Here is an 18007-nt window from a genome sequence, read left to right on the forward strand (position 1 = left end):
CACCGGATCGGGACCCTACGCCTGGGTCAACATGCAGGGCGTAGACCGCTTTTATGCATGAACAGGCAACTATAAACGTGAACTTTACTGATCTCGGCGTCGAGCAGGACATGGCAGACGCCCTCGCGGCGAAGGGCATTCTCGAGCCCTTCCCCATCCAGGAACAGACCATCCCCCTCGCACTCGACGGCCAGGACATCATCGGCCAGGCGAAGACGGGAACCGGCAAGACCTTCGGCTTCGGCCTCCCGCTTCTCCAGCGGATCGGCAATGACCCGGCACCCGGCGTCGTCGCGCTCATCGTCGTCCCGACCCGCGAACTCTGCGTGCAGGTGACCGAGGACATCGAGCTCGCGGCCGCGAACCGCCCGACGAAGATCGTCTCGATCTACGGCGGCAAGGCGTACGAGGGCCAGATCGAGCAGCTCAAGGCCGGCGCCCAGGTCGTCGTCGGCACGCCGGGTCGACTCATCGACCTCAACAACCAGCGTCTGCTCGACCTGTCGAACGTCCGCGAAATGGTGCTCGACGAAGCAGACAAGATGCTCGACCTCGGCTTCCTCGCCGACATCGAGAAGCTCTTCTCCAAGACACCGCCGACGCGTCACACGATGCTCTTCTCGGCAACGATGCCAGGACCGATCGTCGCCCTCGCGCGTCGCTTCATGTCGAAGCCGATCCACATCCGCGCTTCTGACCCCGATGAGGGCCTCACGCAGGCCAACATCAAACACCTCGTCTACCGCGCCCACAACATGGACAAGGACGAGGTCATCGCCCGCATCCTGCAGGCTGAGGGTCGCGGCAAGACAGTGATCTTCACGCGCACCAAGCGTGCGGCCGCCAAGCTCGTCGAAGAACTCAACGACCGCGGTTTCAACGCCGCCGCCGTGCACGGTGACCTCGGCCAGGAGCAGCGCGAACGCGCCATGGCCGCGTTCAAGGCCGGCAAGAAGGACGTCCTCATCGCAACGGATGTGGCGGCGCGCGGAATCGACGTCAACGACGTCACCCACGTCATCAACCACACGATCCCCGAAGACGAGAAGACCTACCTGCACCGCGTTGGTCGCACCGGCCGCGCTGGCAAAACCGGTATTGCCGTGACGTTCGTCGACTGGGACGACCTGCACAAGTGGGCGCTCATCAACAAGGCGCTCGACTTCGGTCAGCCGGAACCGACCGAGACTTACTCGTCGAGCCCGCACCTGTTCGAAGACCTCGACATCCCCGCCGGCACCAAGGGCCGCCTGCGTCCGTCGACGCTCGTGGCAGCACCGCCGCGCGGCCCGCGTGAGACCGGCTCGCGTGATTCGTCGAACCGTGCTCCCCGTGAGGGCGGTTCGCGCGACTCCCGCGGCGGACGCGGTCGTACCCGGACTGCGGCTCCTGCGGCTGCTGCTGGTGGTGGTGGTGGTGGTGCAACCGACGCCCCCGTCGTTGCCGCTGGCACCCACGACGGCCAGGGCCCTGAGCACCACGACGGCAACAGTGCGCCGCGCCGTCGCACGCGCACGCGTCGCCGCACCAACCGCCCGGAGTAGCGCTACTCCCCGAGAGGCCCGTCCGACTTATGTCGGGCGGGCCTCTCGTCGTCGTGCCCGCCGGCCGCCTCCACCGTTTCGGGAGGTACATCCGGGGGCCCGTGGCCGATAGCTGTCCGGCCCACCCGATCCTCCGCCCGGAGTAGCGCTACTCCCCCGAGAGGCCCGTCCGACTTATGTCGGGCGGGCCTCTCGTCGTCGTGCCCGACGGGCGCCTCCACCGTTTCGGGAGGTACATCCGGGGGCCCGTGGCCGATAGCTGTCCGGCCCACCCGATCCTCCGCCCGAAGCACCACCCATCCCCTGTGCGCCCGCCGGCCATTCCACCGTCGTTTCGGGAGGAGCATCCGGGACCCCGTCGCCGATAGCTGTCCGGCCCACCCGATCCTCCTCCCGAGGCGACAGACACCGGCGGGAGGGCGGGCGCTTCCGGGGTGCCGCAACTCCGGAAGACCGGGCGAGTCGCAGCCGAGCTCGACTGGGCGACGGCCGGCTCCCTGGTCGGACGCGGTGGCCAGTCCCCCGCCCCGAGCGTCTCGACCGTCGTTTCGGGAGGTACATCCGGGGGCCCGTGGCCGATAGCTGTCCGGCCCACCCGATCCTCCTCCCGAGGCGACAGACACCGGCGGGAGGGCGGGCGCTTCCGGGGTGCCGCAACTCCGGAAGACCGGGCGAGTCGCAGCCGAGCTCGACTGGCGCGACGGCCGGCTCCCCGGCCGGACGCGGCTGTCTGCCCCCCGACCCGAGCGTCTCCACAGCCGTTTCGGGAGGTACATCCGGGGGCCCGTGGCCGATAGCTGTCCGGCCCACCCGATCCTCCGCCCGAAGCACCACCCATCCCCTGTGCGCCCGCCGGCCATTCCACCGTCGTTTCGGGAGGTACATCCGGGGGCCCGTGGCCGATAGCTGTCCGGCTCACCCGATCCTCCTCCCGAAGCGACAGACACCGGCGGGAGGCGGCAGCCAGCGGGCGTCAGCCGGGGAGCTTCTCGTCGCTGCCGACCGGGTAGACCGGTTGTGAGCCTGTGCCCTCGTCGATGATGGCCTGCACGACGGCATCCGGTGTCGTGTTCTCACCGAGGCGATTGGGTTTTCCGGCACCGTGGTAGTCGCTGGAGCCCGTGAGCACGAGTCCGAATTTGGCAGCGAGTTCCCGCAACCGGATCTTGCCATCCACGGTGTTCTCGCGATGCTCCAGTTCGAGCCCGAACAAGCCAGCGTCGACGAGCGTGCTCAGCTGGGCCTCGTCGATCATGGCATCACGACCCCGCGTAGCGGGATGAGCGATGACGGGAACCCCTCCCGCCTGGCGCACGAGCGTGACGGCGCGGAGCGGATCGGGCGCGTAGTGCGGCAGGTAATAGCCGTTTCGGGGGTGAAGGATGCCGGTGAACGCCTCGCTGCGGGTCGGCACGTGCCCACGGGCAACGAGAGCGTCAGCGATGTGTGGTCGACCGACCGTTGCCCCCGGTGTCGTCTGGGCGAGCACGTCGTCCCAGTTGAGCGCATAGTCGGCCCCGATGCGGCGGACTATGGATTCCGCGCGCTTGAGCCTCGACTCACGGATGCGCGCCGTTTCGGCGACGAGCTCGGCGGACGTCGGGTCGAAGAGGTAGGCGAGCAGGTGAACACTCTTGTAGCCGACCCGGGTGCTGAACTCCATACCCGGAATAAACGTGATGTTCTGCTTCCGCGCCTCGCCGGCCGCCTCGTGCCACCCGGCCGTTGAATCGTGGTCGGTGAGGGCGACCGCTCCGAGGCCGGAGGCGGCCGCTTCACGCACGAGCTGCGACGGCGACTCGGTGCCGTCCGACACCCGCGAGTGGGTGTGCAGGTCACTCGGCCCACGGAACAACATCTCCCCTGACATAGTCCCAGCTTATGGCTCGGGAGAACACGCCACTGACGCGGAGTCCTCTCACAGTCCGATGTGGGTAATGTGGCTGGATAATGCTCAAGTTTCTCGGCGCGATTGTGACCATCGCGATTGCTGTTCTCCTGCTCATCGTCAGCTGGCCCGAACTGTTCAATCTTCAGAGGACCTGGATCCTCGCCCAGGTGACGAGCATGCGCTCACTCGTGACCGCCATGTCTGCCGTCGCGATCATCGTGTTCGCCCTTCTCGCCGTCGCGAAGCCGATGCGCGCCTTCGCCGGAACCATCGCGGCACTCCTTGTCATCTTCGTGGCCGCCAACGGCTTTATCCTCGCCGATCGCGGCTTCGGCAACACAGACTTCGCCGATAAGACTCCGGAGTCCATCACCGTACTCAGCTGGAACACGCTCGGTGATGCTCCGGGTTCCGCCGCCGTCGCCCGCCTGGCCGTCGAATCCAATGCCGACGTGATCTCGCTGCCGGAGACAACCCAGGAAACGGGCATCGAGATCGCCGAGGCCATGCGTGACGCTGGCCGGCCGATGTGGGTGCACACCGAATGGTTCGACCAGATTTCGCCCGCGCGATCGACGACCGTGCTCGTCAGCCCTGCCCTCGGCGACTACATGAAGGTCACGAGTAACGCCGAACGCAACGAGAACACGAAGGTGCTGCCGACGGTCATCGTCGAACCGATCGACGGTGACGGCCCGACGATCGTCGCGGCACACGCCGTGGCACCCATCGACGGGCAGATGGACAACTGGCGCGACGACCTCAACTGGCTCGCCGCCCAGTGCGCCTCGGGCAACGTGATCATGGCCGGCGACTTCAACGCAACACTCGACAACATGGCCGGGCTCGGCACGACTGACGGCGCGGCCCTCGGCAACTGTATCGACGCGGGCACACAGTCGGGCAACGGTGCCGTGGGCACCTGGCCGAGCAGCATCCCCGCCCTTCTCGGTGCCCCGATAGACCACGTCATGGCCACACCCGACTGGACCGTCACTGGAATGCGCGTTGCCACCGAAGAGGACGGCACCGGCAGCGACCACCGGCCGGTGATCGTCCAACTCAGCCCCCGCGGCTGACGCGGGCACTGCCGCTTCTCGTCCTTCCCAGCGAAGGGGTGGACAATAGAGGGATGCAGAACGCAAGCGAAACGATCCAGTCCCCCACCGGCGTTGCCCCGGCAAGCGAAGAGACCACGAGCGAAGAGCCTCGAGGCACCTCCAACCGCTCCACAACGCCAGCATCCACGGAGTTCCAGGACTACATCGGATCGAACTGGGCTGACCGTGTCGATGTTCTCCCCGAGCCCCGGGCACAGGCACCGTTCGCGGCGAAGCGCCGGGAGCTCGTCTCGGCAGCCTTCGTCGGCAAGCGCGTCGTCGTTCCGGCCGGCTCGCTCAAACAGCGCTCAAATGACACCGACTACCCGTTCCGCGCTCACTCGGCCTTTGTGCACCTCACCGGCTGGGGCGCCGACAGCGAACCGGATTCCGTCCTGGTCCTCGAACCCGCCGGAAACGGCCACGAGGCCACCCTGTACTTCCGCGAGCGTGCCGACCGCTCGTCGAATGAGTTCTACGCGAATCCCGCCATCGGCGAATTCTGGATCGGGCCACGCCCGTCACTCGCGCAGGTCGCCGCCGATCTCGGCATCGCCACCGCCCCCATCGACAGCTTCCAGGTGACGGATGCCGACCTCACGGTTGAAGAGGACGCCGAACTGACAACGTTCCTCTCCGAACTGCGCCTCGTCAAAGACGCTTTCGAGATCGAGCAGATCAGGCTCGCGGTCGACGCGACAGCGCGTGGCTTCAGCGACGTGATCGCTGACTTCCCGAGGATTACGGCGTCCGAGCGCGGCGAGCGGGTCGTGGAGGGCGTCTTCTACACGAGGGCTCGACTCGACGGAAACGCCGTCGGTTACGACACAATTGCCGCTTCTGGCCCTCACGCGTGCATTCTGCACTGGACGCGCAACGACGGCCCCGTGGTTCCCGGGGACCTCATGCTCGTTGACGCTGGCGTCGAAGTCGACACGCTCTACACCGCCGACATCACCCGCACCCTCCCGTCCAACGGCCGGTTTTCCGAGGTACAGCGGGCGGTCTACGAAGCCGTCCGCGAAGCCGCAGACGCTGCGTTCGCCATCGTGCGCCCCGGCATCCTCTTTCGGGATGTCCACGCCGAGGCCATGAAGGTTATCGCCAGGCACACCGCGGCATGGGGCATGCTCCCCGGCACCGCCGAAGAATCGCTCGAGGCGAACAAGCAGTTCCACCGTCGCTACATGGTGCACGGAACCAGTCATCACCTGGGCCTCGACGTTCACGACTGTGCTGCCGCACGCCGTGAGATGTATCACGACGGTGAGCTCAAGGAAGGCATGGTCTTCACGATCGAGCCCGGGCTCTACTTCCAGCCCGACGACCTCAGCGTTCCCGAAGAGTTCCGCGGGATCGGCGTTCGGATCGAAGACGACATCCTCGTCACGGCGACCGGCGCGGAGAACCTCTCAGCGGCGATCCCGCGCACGGCGGACGAGGTCGAAGACTGGATCGCGGGCCGCAACGCCTGAGACGGCGACCTGCCCCAACCCGGCTCGCCGCACGGTCGCGAATGAGAAAAGCCCCGCCTCGATTGAGGCGGGGCTTTCTCGTTCGGCCCTGTCGGGCGAAGACCTGAAGCGGAGAGCTACTGCTTGGTCGGTGCGCTCTCGAGCAGGTTCCGTGCACGGTTCGCCAGTTCGGGATCCACGGTCACCGTGTAGCTCGTCGCGATGACCTGCATGATCGAGGTGAAATCGCGGCGCCTCCTGTTGAGCGCGTACGACACAACCGAGAACATCATGCCGAAGGCGGCACCGATGAGCACAGCGGCACCGACGAAGGTGAGGTCAGCGGCCGGGTTGATGATGATGAGCAGGAGCCCGAAGAACAGACCGAGCCACGCGCCGCTCAGTGCGCCGGCGCCAGCGGTACGCCCATAGCTGAGACGGCCGGTCACTCGCTCGACGCTCTTGAGTCCATCACCGACGATCGACACCTGCTTGACGGGGAAATCCGCCTGGGCGAGGACGTCGACGGCGTTCTGCGCTTCCCTGTAGCTCTCGAAACTGGCGACGGTTTCACCGCGCGGAATCATCGACTCGAACGGGTACCGGTCTGCGCCTCGGCGCTGCTGCTGATTGCTCACCCCTCCATTCTCACACCGGCGCCCGTGAACCGCAGCCCCGGACGTTCACCCCCACCCCCGTACAGGGAACGGCACTAAGTTAGAGGGGTGAGTGGATCGAGAGTTTTCGTCGCCCGGCTTGCCGGCTGCACAGTCTTCGACCCAGCGGGTGACCGCGTGGGCAAGGTGCGTGATGTGCTCGTCGTGTACCGCAAGAGCGATCCGCCACGTGTGGTCGGTCTCATCGTCGAAATCCCCGGCAAACGACGTGTCTTTGTGTCGATCGGCCGGGTCACCTCGATTGCCGCTGGCCAGATCATCACAACGGGTCTCATCAACGTGCGCCGGTTCGAACAGCGGGGCGGCGAGGTGCGTGTGATCGCCGAGCTCCTGGGTCGCAAGGTCGAGTTCGTCGACGGATCCGGTGAAGCGACCATCGAGGACATCGCCATCGAAGAGGTCGGACCAGGCGCGTGGGCGGTAAGCCAGTACTTCGTCAGGCGCCCCAAGCTGTCACCCTCTCCCTTCGCTAAGGGCACCACGACGTTCGCAACCTGGCGGGAGATCCGGGAGAAGCAGTCCGGACCCGAGGGCCAGTCGGCCGAACAGCTCATCGCCACCTACTCAGACCTGAAGCCCGCTGACCTCGCCAACACCCTGCTCGACCTGCCGCAGGACCGGATGATCGAGGTCGTCGAAGAACTCCCGGACGACAGGCTCGCCGACGCGCTCGAAGAGATGCCGGAGACCGACCAGGTCGCCATCCTGACCGAGCTCGGCGATGGCCGCGCCGCGCACGTCCTCGACCAGATGCAACCGGACGACGCCGCCGACCTCATCGCACAGCTTCCCCTCGACCGCGGTGAACACCTGCTCGAGCTGATGGAGCCCGAGGAGGCCGAGGACGTGCGTATGCTCCTCGCGTTCGCCCCCGACACCGCCGGCGGCCTCATGACCACGGAACCCGTCATCCTCTCCGCCGATTCCACGGTCGCTGAGGCCCTCGCCCTCATTCGGCGCCCCGAACTCCCGCCGGCACTCGGTGCGGCGGTCTGCGTGACCCTCCCGCCGTACGAACCGCCGACCGGCAGATACCTCGGCATCGTGCACTTCCAGCGGATGCTGCGTTATCCGCCGCATGAACGCCTCGGCACGATCATGGACCAGAGCCTCGACCCAGTGACGGCGAAGGCTTCGGCGGCCGAAGTCTCCCGGATCCTGGCCAGTTATGACCTCGTGTCGGTTCCCGTCGTTGATGACACACACAGACTCGTCGGGGTGGTGACAATTGACGATGTCCTCGACTACCTGTTGCCCGAAGACTGGCGAAGTCAGAACGACGAACCGGTGATCACGCACAAACCACAGGGAAGGAGGGCGACTCATGGCTAAGATCCGCAGGAACGACGTGCGCCTTGACGCCCCCAAGGGCCTCCGTCCGTCCATGCTCCCCGGCCGGGGACGCGAGTCGAGTGACAGATTCGGCCGGTTCACCGAGTGGGTCGCCCGCGCCATGGGCACCCCGGGGTTCCTCGCTGGCCTCACCGTGTTCTGTCTCGCCTGGATCGCGTATAACACCTGGGGTCCCGAGGACTTCCGCTTCGACTCGGCAGCCCTGGGCTTCACCGCGCTCACGCTCATCCTTTCGCTTCAGGCCTCGTACGCTGCCCCGCTGATCCTCCTCGCCCAGAACCGCCAGGACGACCGTGACCGGGTACAGATCGAACAGGACCGACAGCGCGCCGAACGCAACCTCAACGACACCGAGTACCTCGCCCGTGAGGTCGTGGCCCTGCGACTCGCGATGAAGGACATGGCATCGAAGGACTTCATCCGCCAGGAACTCCGGTCGCTTCTCGAAGAACTCGAGAAGGACAAGGACGATGCCAGGAACTGACCTCGAACGCCGCATCGCCGACGAACTCGCCACGGTGATCGACCCGGAAATTCGCAGGCCGATCACCGAACTGGGCATGGTCGGTGACATTGCGGTTTCCGCAGACGGGGCAGCATCCGTCGCCATCAAACTGACGATCGTCGGTTGCCCCGCGGCCACAGCGATTGAACGCGATGTCACGGCAGCGGTCTCCCGGGTGCCGGGCGTCACGAGTGCGAACATCGCCGTCGGCGTGATGACGCCGGAGGAACGACGCGCGCTCACCGAGTCGCTCCGCGGCCCGAAGGCCGCGCGGGTGATGCCGTTCGGCCCCGGCACGCTCACCAAGGTTTACGCCGTGACGAGCGGAAAGGGTGGCGTCGGCAAGTCGACCGTCACCGCGAACCTCGCCGCCGAGCTCGCCGCGAGGGGCCTGAGCGTCGGCATCGTCGACGCTGACGTCCACGGTTTCTCGATCCCGGGCCTCCTGGGACTGACGGATGCCACCGCTGACGAGACATCGCTCAGAACACCGACGCAGGTGGGTGACATGATCCTGCCTCCGATCGGGTACGGCGTGAAGGTGATTTCGATCGGCATGTTCCTCGGCAAAGCGGACGGACAAGCGACACAGGCCGTTGCCTGGCGTGGCCCCATGCTGCACCGCACGATCAGCCAGTTCCTCACCGACGTGTACTTCGGCGACCTCGATGTCCTCCTCCTCGACCTTCCACCGGGAACGGGCGACGTGGCGATTTCGCTCGGCCAGCTGCTGCCGAACGCCGAGGTCCTCGTCGTCACCACCCCGCAGCCGGCAGCGGCCGACGTCGCCGAGCGCAGCGGAATCGTGGCGAGGCAGACCGGTCAGAAGGTCATCGGGGTCATCGAAAACATGGCTGGGCTCGTGCAGCCTGACGGCAGCGTCCTCTCACTCTTCGGCTCCGGTGGCGGCGCTGAACTCGCCCGTAGGCTGAGCGCAACGCCCGACGCCCCCGACGTGCCCCTGCTCGCGAGTGTTCCGCTGAGCGTTCCGCTCCGGTCGGGTGGCGACACCGGGGTACCGGTTGTCCTGGCGCACCCCGACGACCCGGCGAGCGTCGCCATCCGTTCGATCGCCGACCAGTTGCTTGCCCGCGGACGCGGTCTCGCCGGCCGGCGGCTCGGGCTGGCCCCGGCCTGATCGGCGGGTGCTGTGCGGCGGGGTGTCCTTGCGGGACTCGCCGCTTCGCTCGTGTTTCTGGCGGGCTGTTCAACGCCGCCGACGGACACCGCTGATGACCTCAGCTTCGAGGTGATGCAGGGCCGAACCGATTACTCGAGCGGCACCCTCGTCCTCCGCGTCGTCAACGGCGGTGCCGAGAGCATCACGGTCGACGACGCCGTCCTCACCTGGCAAGGGTTCGCCGAACCGGCGCGCTGGTCAGGAACCACAATCGCGGCGGGCCGTACGGTGGACCTCCGCACGGCGGTGCCAGCAGCGAATTGTGCGACAGGGACGGCAGACCCACCGGGCCCCTCGCTCGCGGTGGAGTTCGGCGCGGGGCCCGCCATCGTCACGACCCCCCTCGATCGGCTCGACACACTCCAGCGGCTGCATCAGACCGGTTGCGTGTCAGCCGCCGTCGAGCGGATCGCCACAGTCTCTGTCACGGGCCCGCTCAATATCGACGGCACAGGGCCGGATGCTGTCGCCAGGCTCACACTGCTGGTTACACCGACGGGCGAAGAGGGAACGATCCGGTTCTCGTCGGTCGCGTCAACGCCGCTGCTCGCCCCAGCGGACGGATCGGAAGGCTGGCCGCTCTCCCTGGCCGTCAGCGGAGCATCAGCCCCTCAGTCCGCAGTGCTGCCGATCCGGCCGGCGCGCTGCGACCCGCACGCCGTTGCCGAAGACAAGATCGGAACGGTGCTCGTCCTGGCGGTCACTATCGACGGCACCGATGGGCGCTACAGCTTCCCGGTCGACGACGCGACCCGCGATGCTCTCTACAGTTTCGTGAGATCGGCGTGCGGGATGCCGTGACCTGCCGATTCTTCGCGTCAGGTTGCTTCGAGGTCGAACGGTGGCGCGGCCACGGCGTTGCCCTCGAGGATCTGCTGCTGCCGATCGGACGGGCGGGGTTTTCGAGGCTTCTGCCACACGAGATCGTCGTCGTCAGTGGGAACAGCAGCGGTCTTATCGAAACTCGGCGGGGCGATAACGGGTTCAGGCGGAGAGTCGTCGAGCAGCGCCTCGCGGATGATGCGGCGCGGGTCGTATTGACGCGGGTCGAGTTTCTTCCAGTCGACCTCGTCGAACTCGGGCCCCATCTCCTCACGCATGCGTTCCTTGGCCCCTTGGGCCATGTCGCGCAGCGACCGGATGAGCCTCGCGAGCTGTGCTGCATACGTCGGGAGGCGCTCGGGTCCGAGCAGGAAGACAGCGATCACCCCGATGATGAGGAGCTTCTCGAAAGTGAGGCCGAAGAACACGAGTTCAGACTATCGCGCCGCGCCTGACAAAACGCACGACACGGCTCCGCTACTCTTGGGCGAACCACCACCGGGAGCTGAAGTGTCAGAACAAGATTCGAACTGGAAATACGCCGACTACATCGTCACCGAGTCCGATTCGATCCAGAAGGCCCGCGCACAGTCTCTTGAGCTCGGCATCGAACCGATCTCACCGGCCATGGGAGCGCAGGCCGCCGTTATCGCCGCGACCACAGCCGCCGTCAACGTCGTCGAGATCGGCACCGGTTCCGGCGTCTCAGGGTTGTGGCTGCTGTCACCGTCGAAGAGGAGCGTCCTCACGACCATCGACTCAGAGGCCGAGCACCAGGGCTATGCCCGCCAGACGTTTGCCGATGCCCGGGTCGCACCGAACCGGGTTCGCCTGATCACCGGCAGGTCCCTCGACGTGCTCACGCGGATGAACGAGAACTCCTACGACATCGTCTTCGTCGACGCCGACCCAACGCAGGTGATCGAGAACGTCGAGCACGGACTTCGCCTCGCGAGGGCCGGCGGCACCGTCCTTGTCCCCCACGCGCTCTGGAAGGGCAGGGTCGCTGACCCGGCCCAGCGCGACGACGTCACCAGCGCGTTCCGCACCCTCGTGCAGGAGATCGCGTCATCGAGCGCCGTTGTGAGTGCGCTCTCCCCCGTCGGCGACGGTCTGCTCCAGATCACCAAGCTCGCCTAGGCATCCGCCAGCGTGACGGCGCACTGACCGAAGTGAGCCGCATCATGAGCGGGCGTACCCCTTAACAGGACAAGGCGTTAACAGGACGAGGCGCGGATGCCGGTGGTCGATGACCACGCACATCCGCGCCTCGTAGTTAAAATCGGTCTAGCTGACTGCAACAACCCCAGCCAGCGCGTCGTGAAGTTCCCTGGCTTCGGCGTCGTTGACTGACACAACCAGGCGCCCACCGCCTTCGAGCGGAACCCGCACGATGATCAGCCGACCCTCCTTCACGGCCTCCATTGGTCCGTCGCCAGTCCTCGGCTTCATCGCGGCCATTCGGCTCCCCTTTCGTTGCTTTGTCCTCCTATTATCCGCTACCCGCTGTGAACGAACGAAATCGGCCCGCAGACTCACCCAAACTGGGGACACCAGATCACGGCGGAGTCCAGTCGTAACCGTCGACGCGCCACGCGATGAGTACCCACCCGATCTGGCCCGCGATCGAGGCGAGAACAAGACCCACCCGGTACACACGCGAGCGTGGAACGGCGAACGCACCCGCGGCCGGAAACAGCGGTACGAGGAGCCTGAAGGTGCTCGACTGCGGGAAGAACACGGCGAAGAGGTAGATGAGGTAGCTCGCAAGCCAGAGCCGGAGATCGATACCGAGCTTCCGTGCCGGTGGCGAGAGGAGTCCGAGCACCGCGAGTACGACGAGCACCGTCACACCCAGGACCCCCCACCAGGGCGAGTCTGGAAGACCGAGCCCGTTGGTGGCCCACCAGCCGAGTCCCTGGAACCACGGCGCGAACGGCACCAGGTGGCCGTGACCGATGTACGCGCTCCGCCACGCGAGCTCAGTGTCGGTGTATGCGGTGATCGACCCGGTGACCGCCCACGCGATAGCGGGCCAGGCCAGACCGAGAACTCCGCTCAACACAGCGAGCGCCGCGGGTGGTACGAGGTCCGGGAGACTCTCCCCCGTCGTACGGCGCCGGAACCAGCGCACCAGGACGTGAAGGACGAGGAAGAGTGAGAACGCAAGTCCGGACGGGCGCGTGAAACACATCACGGCGATCACCCCCGCAGCCGGGAGATAACGACGGGTGAGAACGAGGTAGAGCGCGGCCGCGAGCAGCAACACGTGCAACGATTCCGCGTACGCGACCTGAAGAATGGGCGAGAGTGGGGCAACCGAAAACAGCACCACGCTGAACAGGGCGGTCGATTCGTCGAGAACGAGTCGCATCAACCGATAAAAGACCAGCGTCGCAGCGAAGATCGCGAGCACGGACACAAGTACAGCCGCTGGCGCCCAGCCCAGTCCGGTAAGCCCCATGACGAGCCGCACGACCGCGGGATACACGGGCATGAACGCCCACGCGTTCTCTGCGACGTGACCGTCAGCGTCGACCGGCAACTCTGCCGGATACCCGGAGAGAGCAACGATCTGGTACCACCGGCCATCCCAGAGCGAGGCGAAGTCGGCGTACGCGGGCGACGGACCCGTCCAGGCGTTGGCAGGCTGGAGCTTCGCGAACCAGACGAGGATCGCTGTCGAAATCAGCCGCCCTGCTGCAGCGATGGCGAGGACACGCCCCCACCAGCGCAGCCGGCGCCAGAGCTCAGGCGGCCGCACCGGTCAGCCACGTACGCAGCCCGTTCTCGCACGCGACGATCTCATCGAGTGCGACACGTTCGTCATCGGCATGCGCGGTGAGCGGGTCCCCAGGGCCATAGTTCACGGCGGGGATGCCGAGGGCCGAGAACCGGGCGACGTCGGTCCAGCCGTATTTCGGGAGCGCTGTACCGCCGACGGCCCTCATGAATTCCTGTGCGAGCGGCGCATCGAGACCCGGCCTCGCGCCATCAGCGGCGTCGACGACCTCGATCTCGAATCCGCCGAACAGCTGACGGAGGTGGCTGACCGCTTCGCCCGCCGTCAGGTTCGGGGCAAAACGGTAGTTGATGTGCACCCGGCACTCATCGGGAATCACGTTCCCGGCGATGCCGCCCGAGATTCCGACGGCGTTGAGTCCCTCACGGTAGACGAGGCCATCGACCTCAACGGATGCCGGCAAATAGGCCGCAAGGATATTCAGTACCTGCGCGGCCCGGTGGATCGCGTTCTCCCCCACCCAGCTCCTCGCGGAGTGTGCCCGGCGTCCGCGAGTGACAACGTCGATGCGCACCGTGCCGTTGCATCCGCCCTCGATATCGCTCCGGGTCGGCTCACCGAGAATGGCAAAGTCGCCCTCGAAAAGGTCAGGTCGAGACGCGGCGAGAATGCCGAGGCCATTTTTGTCGCTCTCGACCTCTTCGCCGTCGTACCACATCCAGGTCACGTCGATGGCGGGGTCCGTCAGCTCAGCCGCGAGCTTCAACTGAACGGCGACACCGCTCTTCATGTCGGCGGTGCCACGACCCCACAGGTAGTCCCTGCCGTCAATCGTCTCAAACCGGGTCGGGAGGTTGGCGTTGACCGGCACGGTATCGATGTGGCCGGCGATGATCGCCCGCTTCGACTTGCCACCGGTCGTCCGCGCGACAACGGTATTGCCCACTCGGATGATCTCGAGGTGCCCGCAATCGGCCAGCGCGCGCTCGATGGCATCCGCAAGGGGCGCTTCGTTGCCGGAGACCGACTCGATGTCACAGATAGTTCGGGTGATGTCGACGCTCGACGCGGAGAGATCGATGGCAGGCGATGGCACTGGCGAGTCCGGCATGCGATCAGTCTACGGTCGCGTCACACGGGCGTCGGGAAACCCGGCGGTTCGCTAGCCTTGAGGCATGACGGACTCCGCACTCACCGCAACGCACGCCTGGGGCTACGGCCTCGCCACTGTGGCCTCCGACGGCACGGTCCTGGACACCTGGTATCCGGAACCTCAGCTCGGTCCGATCCCGGCCAACCGGGAACGCTGGATCGTCCCGGCACCGATTGAGGCCCTGGCCGGCACCGACGAGCGCCGGCGCGTGCGCATTGATATCGTGACGGTCCAGATCGAGCTCAAGGCTGCGCCCCAGGACACCTCGGATGCCTATCTCCGGCTGCACCTGCTCTCCCACCTTCTGGTGACCCCCAATTCGATCAACCTCGACGGAATCTTCAGCCACCTGCCGATTGTGGTCTGGACCAACGCTGGCCCGGTAAACCCCGCGGATTTCGACGAGATCCGGCCGGCGCTCTCCCGCGCGGGCATCTCGGCAACCGGCATCGACAAGTTCCCACGCATGCTGGACTACGTCACCCCGCCCAAGGTGCGGATCGCTGACGCATCGCGGGTCCGCCTCGGAGCGCACCTCGCACCGGGAACAACGGTCATGCACGAGGGCTTCGTGAACTTCAACGCCGGTACCCTCGGCGCGTCGATGGTCGAGGGGCGCATCTCGCAGGGAGTTGTCGTCGGCAACGGGTCCGACATCGGCGGAGGCGCGTCGATCATGGGCACGCTGTCTGGTGGCGGAACCCAGCGGGTCTCGATCGGCGAACGCGCGCTCCTCGGCGCTAACTCGGGAATCGGTATTTCCATCGGAGACGACTCGGTCGTCGAAGCGGGGCTCTATGTCACTGCGGGAACGAAGGTCGTCGTTGTCGGAGACAAAAACGCCGACGACGCACCGGTCGTGGTGAAGGCTGTCGAACTGTCCGGCATGCCAAACTTGCTCTTCAGACGCAACTCCCTCACGGGGGCTGTCGAGGTGTTGAACCGCACAGGAGCGGGAATCCAACTCAACGACGCGTTGCACGCCTGACACCGGGCGGCACAACCCCGCAGTTTCACGAAGGAGTGACGTGGTTCCCAGGACGCCAAGAGGCCGCCGATCGCGCTTGTTTACAGTTCTGATGAGCATCATTGGCGGTCTCGTCGTCCTGGTCCTCGTCGCCGGCGGACTCGCGGTCCTCACCGTGCAGCGCTCATTCCCCCAGCTCGACGGTGAGCTTGCCGTCGCTGGACTCGACGCGAACGTCACCGTGTACCGCGACGACGCCGGCATCCCCGTCATCGAAGCGGAGAGCGCGACCGACCTGTTCGCGGCGCAGGGGTTCGTGCACGCGCAGGACAGGTTCTGGGAGATGGACTTCCGCCGGCACGTCACGAGCGGTCGCCTTGCTGAACTGTTCGGTGAGGCACAGGTCGAAACAGACACCTTCGTCCGTACCCTCGGCTGGCGCGCTGTTGCGGAACAGGAGGTCGAACTGCTCGACCCGCTCACGCTCAGCTGGTACCAGGCCTACGCCGACGGAGTGAACGCCTACCTGGCCCAGCGTGAGGGTGCAGCGCTCTCCCTCGAGTACGCCGTCCTCGGCCTGCAGAACCCGGGGTACGAGCCGGAGAAGTGGACGCCGGCCGACTCCGTTGCCTGGCTGAAAGCCATGGCGTGGGACCTCCGCTCCAATCTCGAGGATGAGATCGACCGGGCGATCCTGGCCACGAGCGTCTCACCCGAGCAGCTGTCCACTCTGTACCCCGACTACCCGTACGAGACGAACCCGACCGTGCTCTCCGCAATGGCGACGCCGTTCGGCGAAGCTGCCGAGGACACCTCCACCGAACATGAGGCATCCGTCGACGCACTCCTCGCGCTCCGCGACGTCGTTGCGGGGATGCCAGCACTTCTCGGCAGGGCAGGCAGCGACATCGGCTCCAATTCGTGGGTCATCGCCGGAAGCCTGACGGAGTCGGGCAAACCGCTGCTCGCGAACGACCCTCACCTCGGCCCGTCGCTTCCTTCGGTCTGGTACCAGATGGGATTGCGCTGCTCAGTGGTCTCGGCCGAGTGCCCGTTCGACGTTGCCGGATTCAGCTTCTCGGGAATGCCGGGAATCATCATCGGCCACAACGCGAGGGTTGCGTGGGGGTTCACGAATCTCGGGCCTGACACCGCCGACCTCTATATCGAGAAGGTCGCGGAAGCGAACTATGAACTCGACGGCGTCCTCCGCCCGCTCACCGTCCGCGAGGAGGTGGTGAAGGTCGCCGGGGGCGAGGACGTTCCGATTACGATCCGCTCAACGGAACGCGGTCCGCTCGTGACGGGGATCACCGGTGACTTCTCGAGCATCGCCGCCGACTATCCCGCATCGAGCGGCCTGCCGGAGGGATCATACGAGCTCTCCCTGCAGTGGACAGCACTGACTCCCGGCCAGACGCCCCGCGCTATTTTCGCCGTGAACCAGGCGACCGACTGGGCCAGCTTCCGTGAGGGAGCGAGGCTGTTCGAAGTGCCGTCGCAGAACCTCGTGTACGCCGACGTCGATGGCAACATCGGCTACCAGGCACCTGGACTGATTCCGGTCCGCTCAGCGGGTGACGGTACTGTGCCGCAGCCAGGCTGGACGAGTGCATCGGGCTGGAAGAGCTACATTCCGTTCGAGGCCCTGCCCACCCAGTACAACCCCGAGTCCGGGTACATCGTCACCGCCAACAACGCCGTGGTGGACTCCAGCTACCCGTACCTCATCACCAGGGACTGGGATGCCGGGTACCGGGCAGACCGCATCACCGACCGCATCCGAACGGACATCGACGCTGGCACCAAATTCACCGCGGCAACGATGAGCGAGATCCAGGCGGACAACCACAACGCGGTCGGCGAGACGTTTGCTCCGTATCTGGCCGACCTGACCCCGTCGGGTAACGCCAAAAAGGGTGCTGCGCTGCTCGCCGACTGGGACTTCGCCGACGACGCTGACAGCGCGGAGAGTGCGTACTTCAACATCTTCTGGCGCACGCTGCTCGAGGACACCTTCTCACCCAAACTGCCTGAAGCGCTTCCTGCCTCGGGAGGCGGCCAGTGGTTCCAGATCGTGAGCGGCCTCCTCGACGACCCCCAGTCGGCCTGGTGGGTCTCAGCCGACGACAACGTCACCGGGCGCGACGAGGCGATCACTCACGCTCTCAGCGCCGCATGGACCGAGGCCGAGGACCTGATGGGCGACAACCCGGAGGACTGGACCTGGGGCGAACTCCACACGTTGACCATCCGCAACGCGAGCTTTGGCGAATCCGGGATCGCGCCGATCGAGTGGCTGTTCAACCGCGGACCGTATGAGCTCGCCGGTGGTTCGTCAGTGGTGAACGCTGTCGGCTGGTACGCCCCGGACGGCTACACCGTCGACTGGGTACCGTCCATGCGTCAGGTCGTCGACCTGGCTGACTTCGACTCGTCGACGTGGATCAACCTCGGCGGAGCATCCGGGCACGCCTTCGCACCGACCTACGTCGACCAGACCGCGCTCTGGCAGGAGAACAAGACACGGGCATGGGCGTACACCCCGGATGCCGTCAGCAGCGGTGCGACGAACATCCTGAGGCTCACACCGTAGACGCGGGCGCCCCCTGGCGCAC

The 18007-nt window shown here is 66.2% G+C and carries 16 protein-coding genes; 10 read left to right on the forward strand and 6 right to left on the reverse strand.

Annotated elements, in window-relative coordinates:
• The first annotated feature begins 110 nt into the window (after positions 1–110).
• Positions 111–1544: a DEAD/DEAH box helicase gene (locus AC1X6S_RS04385; RefSeq protein WP_483404975.1), complete on the forward strand. Its 1434-nt coding sequence runs from the start codon at positions 111–113 to the stop codon at positions 1542–1544.
• Positions 1545–2517: 973 nt separating this feature from the next.
• On the opposite strand, the gene AC1X6S_RS04390 is transcribed toward AC1X6S_RS04385, so the two are convergent.
• A complete protein-coding gene (locus tag AC1X6S_RS04390) occupies positions 2518–3414 on the reverse strand; it encodes a PHP domain-containing protein (protein ID WP_483404564.1) in 897 nt (298 codons plus the stop codon).
• A gap of 80 nt (positions 3415–3494) precedes the next feature.
• On the opposite strand from AC1X6S_RS04390, the gene AC1X6S_RS04395 reads away from it, so the two are divergent.
• Together AC1X6S_RS04395 and AC1X6S_RS04400 are read left to right on the forward strand one after the other, a co-directional pair.
• Positions 3495–4514 carry an endonuclease/exonuclease/phosphatase family protein gene (locus tag AC1X6S_RS04395; RefSeq protein ID WP_483404565.1) on the forward strand — a complete coding sequence of 340 codons (1020 nt, stop codon included), beginning with the start codon at positions 3495–3497 and terminating at the stop codon, positions 4512–4514.
• 53 nt (positions 4515–4567) lie between these two features.
• A complete protein-coding gene (locus AC1X6S_RS04400; protein WP_483404566.1) occupies positions 4568–6010 on the forward strand; it encodes an aminopeptidase P family protein in 1443 nt (480 codons plus the stop codon).
• A gap of 116 nt (positions 6011–6126) precedes the next feature.
• On the opposite strand, the gene AC1X6S_RS04405 is transcribed toward AC1X6S_RS04400, so the two are convergent.
• Positions 6127–6627 carry a YflT domain-containing protein gene (locus AC1X6S_RS04405; RefSeq protein WP_483404567.1) on the reverse strand — a complete coding sequence of 167 codons (501 nt, stop codon included), beginning with the start codon at positions 6625–6627 and terminating at the stop codon, positions 6127–6129.
• Positions 6628–6714: 87 nt separating this feature from the next.
• On the opposite strand from AC1X6S_RS04405, the gene AC1X6S_RS04410 reads away from it, so the two are divergent.
• The 4 genes from AC1X6S_RS04410 to AC1X6S_RS04425 are packed head-to-tail and all read left to right on the forward strand — an operon-like array spanning position 6715 to position 10505.
• Complete coding sequence (locus AC1X6S_RS04410; RefSeq protein ID WP_108391454.1) at positions 6715–7998, forward strand: magnesium transporter MgtE N-terminal domain-containing protein; 1284 nt, start codon at positions 6715–6717, stop codon at positions 7996–7998.
• Positions 7991–8503 carry a DUF1003 domain-containing protein gene (locus AC1X6S_RS04415; protein WP_108962171.1) on the forward strand — a complete coding sequence of 171 codons (513 nt, stop codon included), beginning with the start codon at positions 7991–7993 and terminating at the stop codon, positions 8501–8503. The genes AC1X6S_RS04410 and AC1X6S_RS04415 overlap by 8 nt, the downstream gene beginning before the upstream one ends.
• Entirely contained in the window at positions 8490–9662 is a 1173-nt protein-coding gene (locus AC1X6S_RS04420) for an Mrp/NBP35 family ATP-binding protein (RefSeq protein ID WP_483404568.1), read from the forward strand. Before AC1X6S_RS04415 ends, AC1X6S_RS04420 begins: the two co-directional genes overlap by 14 nt.
• A gap of 12 nt (positions 9663–9674) precedes the next feature.
• Positions 9675–10505, forward strand: coding sequence for a hypothetical protein (locus AC1X6S_RS04425; protein ID WP_483404569.1), 831 nt, complete (start codon positions 9675–9677; stop codon positions 10503–10505).
• Between the two features lie 17 nt (positions 10506–10522).
• Here the strand turns inward: AC1X6S_RS04425 and AC1X6S_RS04430 are convergent, their stop codons facing one another.
• The gene (locus tag AC1X6S_RS04430; protein WP_483404570.1) at positions 10523–10954 is read right to left on the reverse strand and encodes a twin-arginine translocase TatA/TatE family subunit; all 432 of its coding nucleotides are present in this window, start codon (positions 10952–10954) and stop codon (positions 10523–10525) included.
• A gap of 82 nt (positions 10955–11036) precedes the next feature.
• Between AC1X6S_RS04430 and AC1X6S_RS04435 the strand changes: the two genes are divergently transcribed.
• On the forward strand, positions 11037–11666 hold the full coding sequence (locus tag AC1X6S_RS04435; protein WP_108391458.1) for an O-methyltransferase: 630 nt from the start codon (positions 11037–11039) through the stop codon (positions 11664–11666).
• 147 nt (positions 11667–11813) lie between these two features.
• On the opposite strand, the gene AC1X6S_RS04440 is transcribed toward AC1X6S_RS04435, so the two are convergent.
• From AC1X6S_RS04440 to dapE, 3 genes are all read right to left on the reverse strand, one after another.
• A complete protein-coding gene (locus AC1X6S_RS04440; RefSeq protein ID WP_108391459.1) occupies positions 11814–11987 on the reverse strand; it encodes a DUF3117 domain-containing protein in 174 nt (57 codons plus the stop codon).
• 97 nt (positions 11988–12084) lie between these two features.
• Positions 12085–13290, reverse strand: a complete 1206-nt coding sequence (locus AC1X6S_RS04445; protein ID WP_483404571.1) for a hypothetical protein — start codon at positions 13288–13290, stop codon at positions 12085–12087.
• Entirely contained in the window at positions 13277–14380 is a 1104-nt protein-coding gene (gene dapE, locus AC1X6S_RS04450) for a succinyl-diaminopimelate desuccinylase (RefSeq protein WP_483404572.1), read from the reverse strand. The genes AC1X6S_RS04445 and dapE overlap by 14 nt, the downstream gene beginning before the upstream one ends.
• 64 nt (positions 14381–14444) lie before the next feature.
• Between dapE and dapD the strand changes: the two genes are divergently transcribed.
• Both dapD and AC1X6S_RS04460 read left to right on the forward strand, forming a co-directional pair.
• Positions 14445–15410 (forward strand): 2,3,4,5-tetrahydropyridine-2,6-dicarboxylate N-succinyltransferase, encoded by a 966-nt coding sequence (gene dapD / locus AC1X6S_RS04455; protein WP_483404573.1) that lies wholly within the window; start codon positions 14445–14447, stop codon positions 15408–15410.
• A gap of 91 nt (positions 15411–15501) precedes the next feature.
• Complete coding sequence (locus tag AC1X6S_RS04460) at positions 15502–17985, forward strand: penicillin acylase family protein (protein ID WP_483404574.1); 2484 nt, start codon at positions 15502–15504, stop codon at positions 17983–17985.
• Positions 17986–18007 lie beyond the last annotated feature (22 nt).

The organism is Mycetocola sp. Y442 (assembly GCF_056898615.1).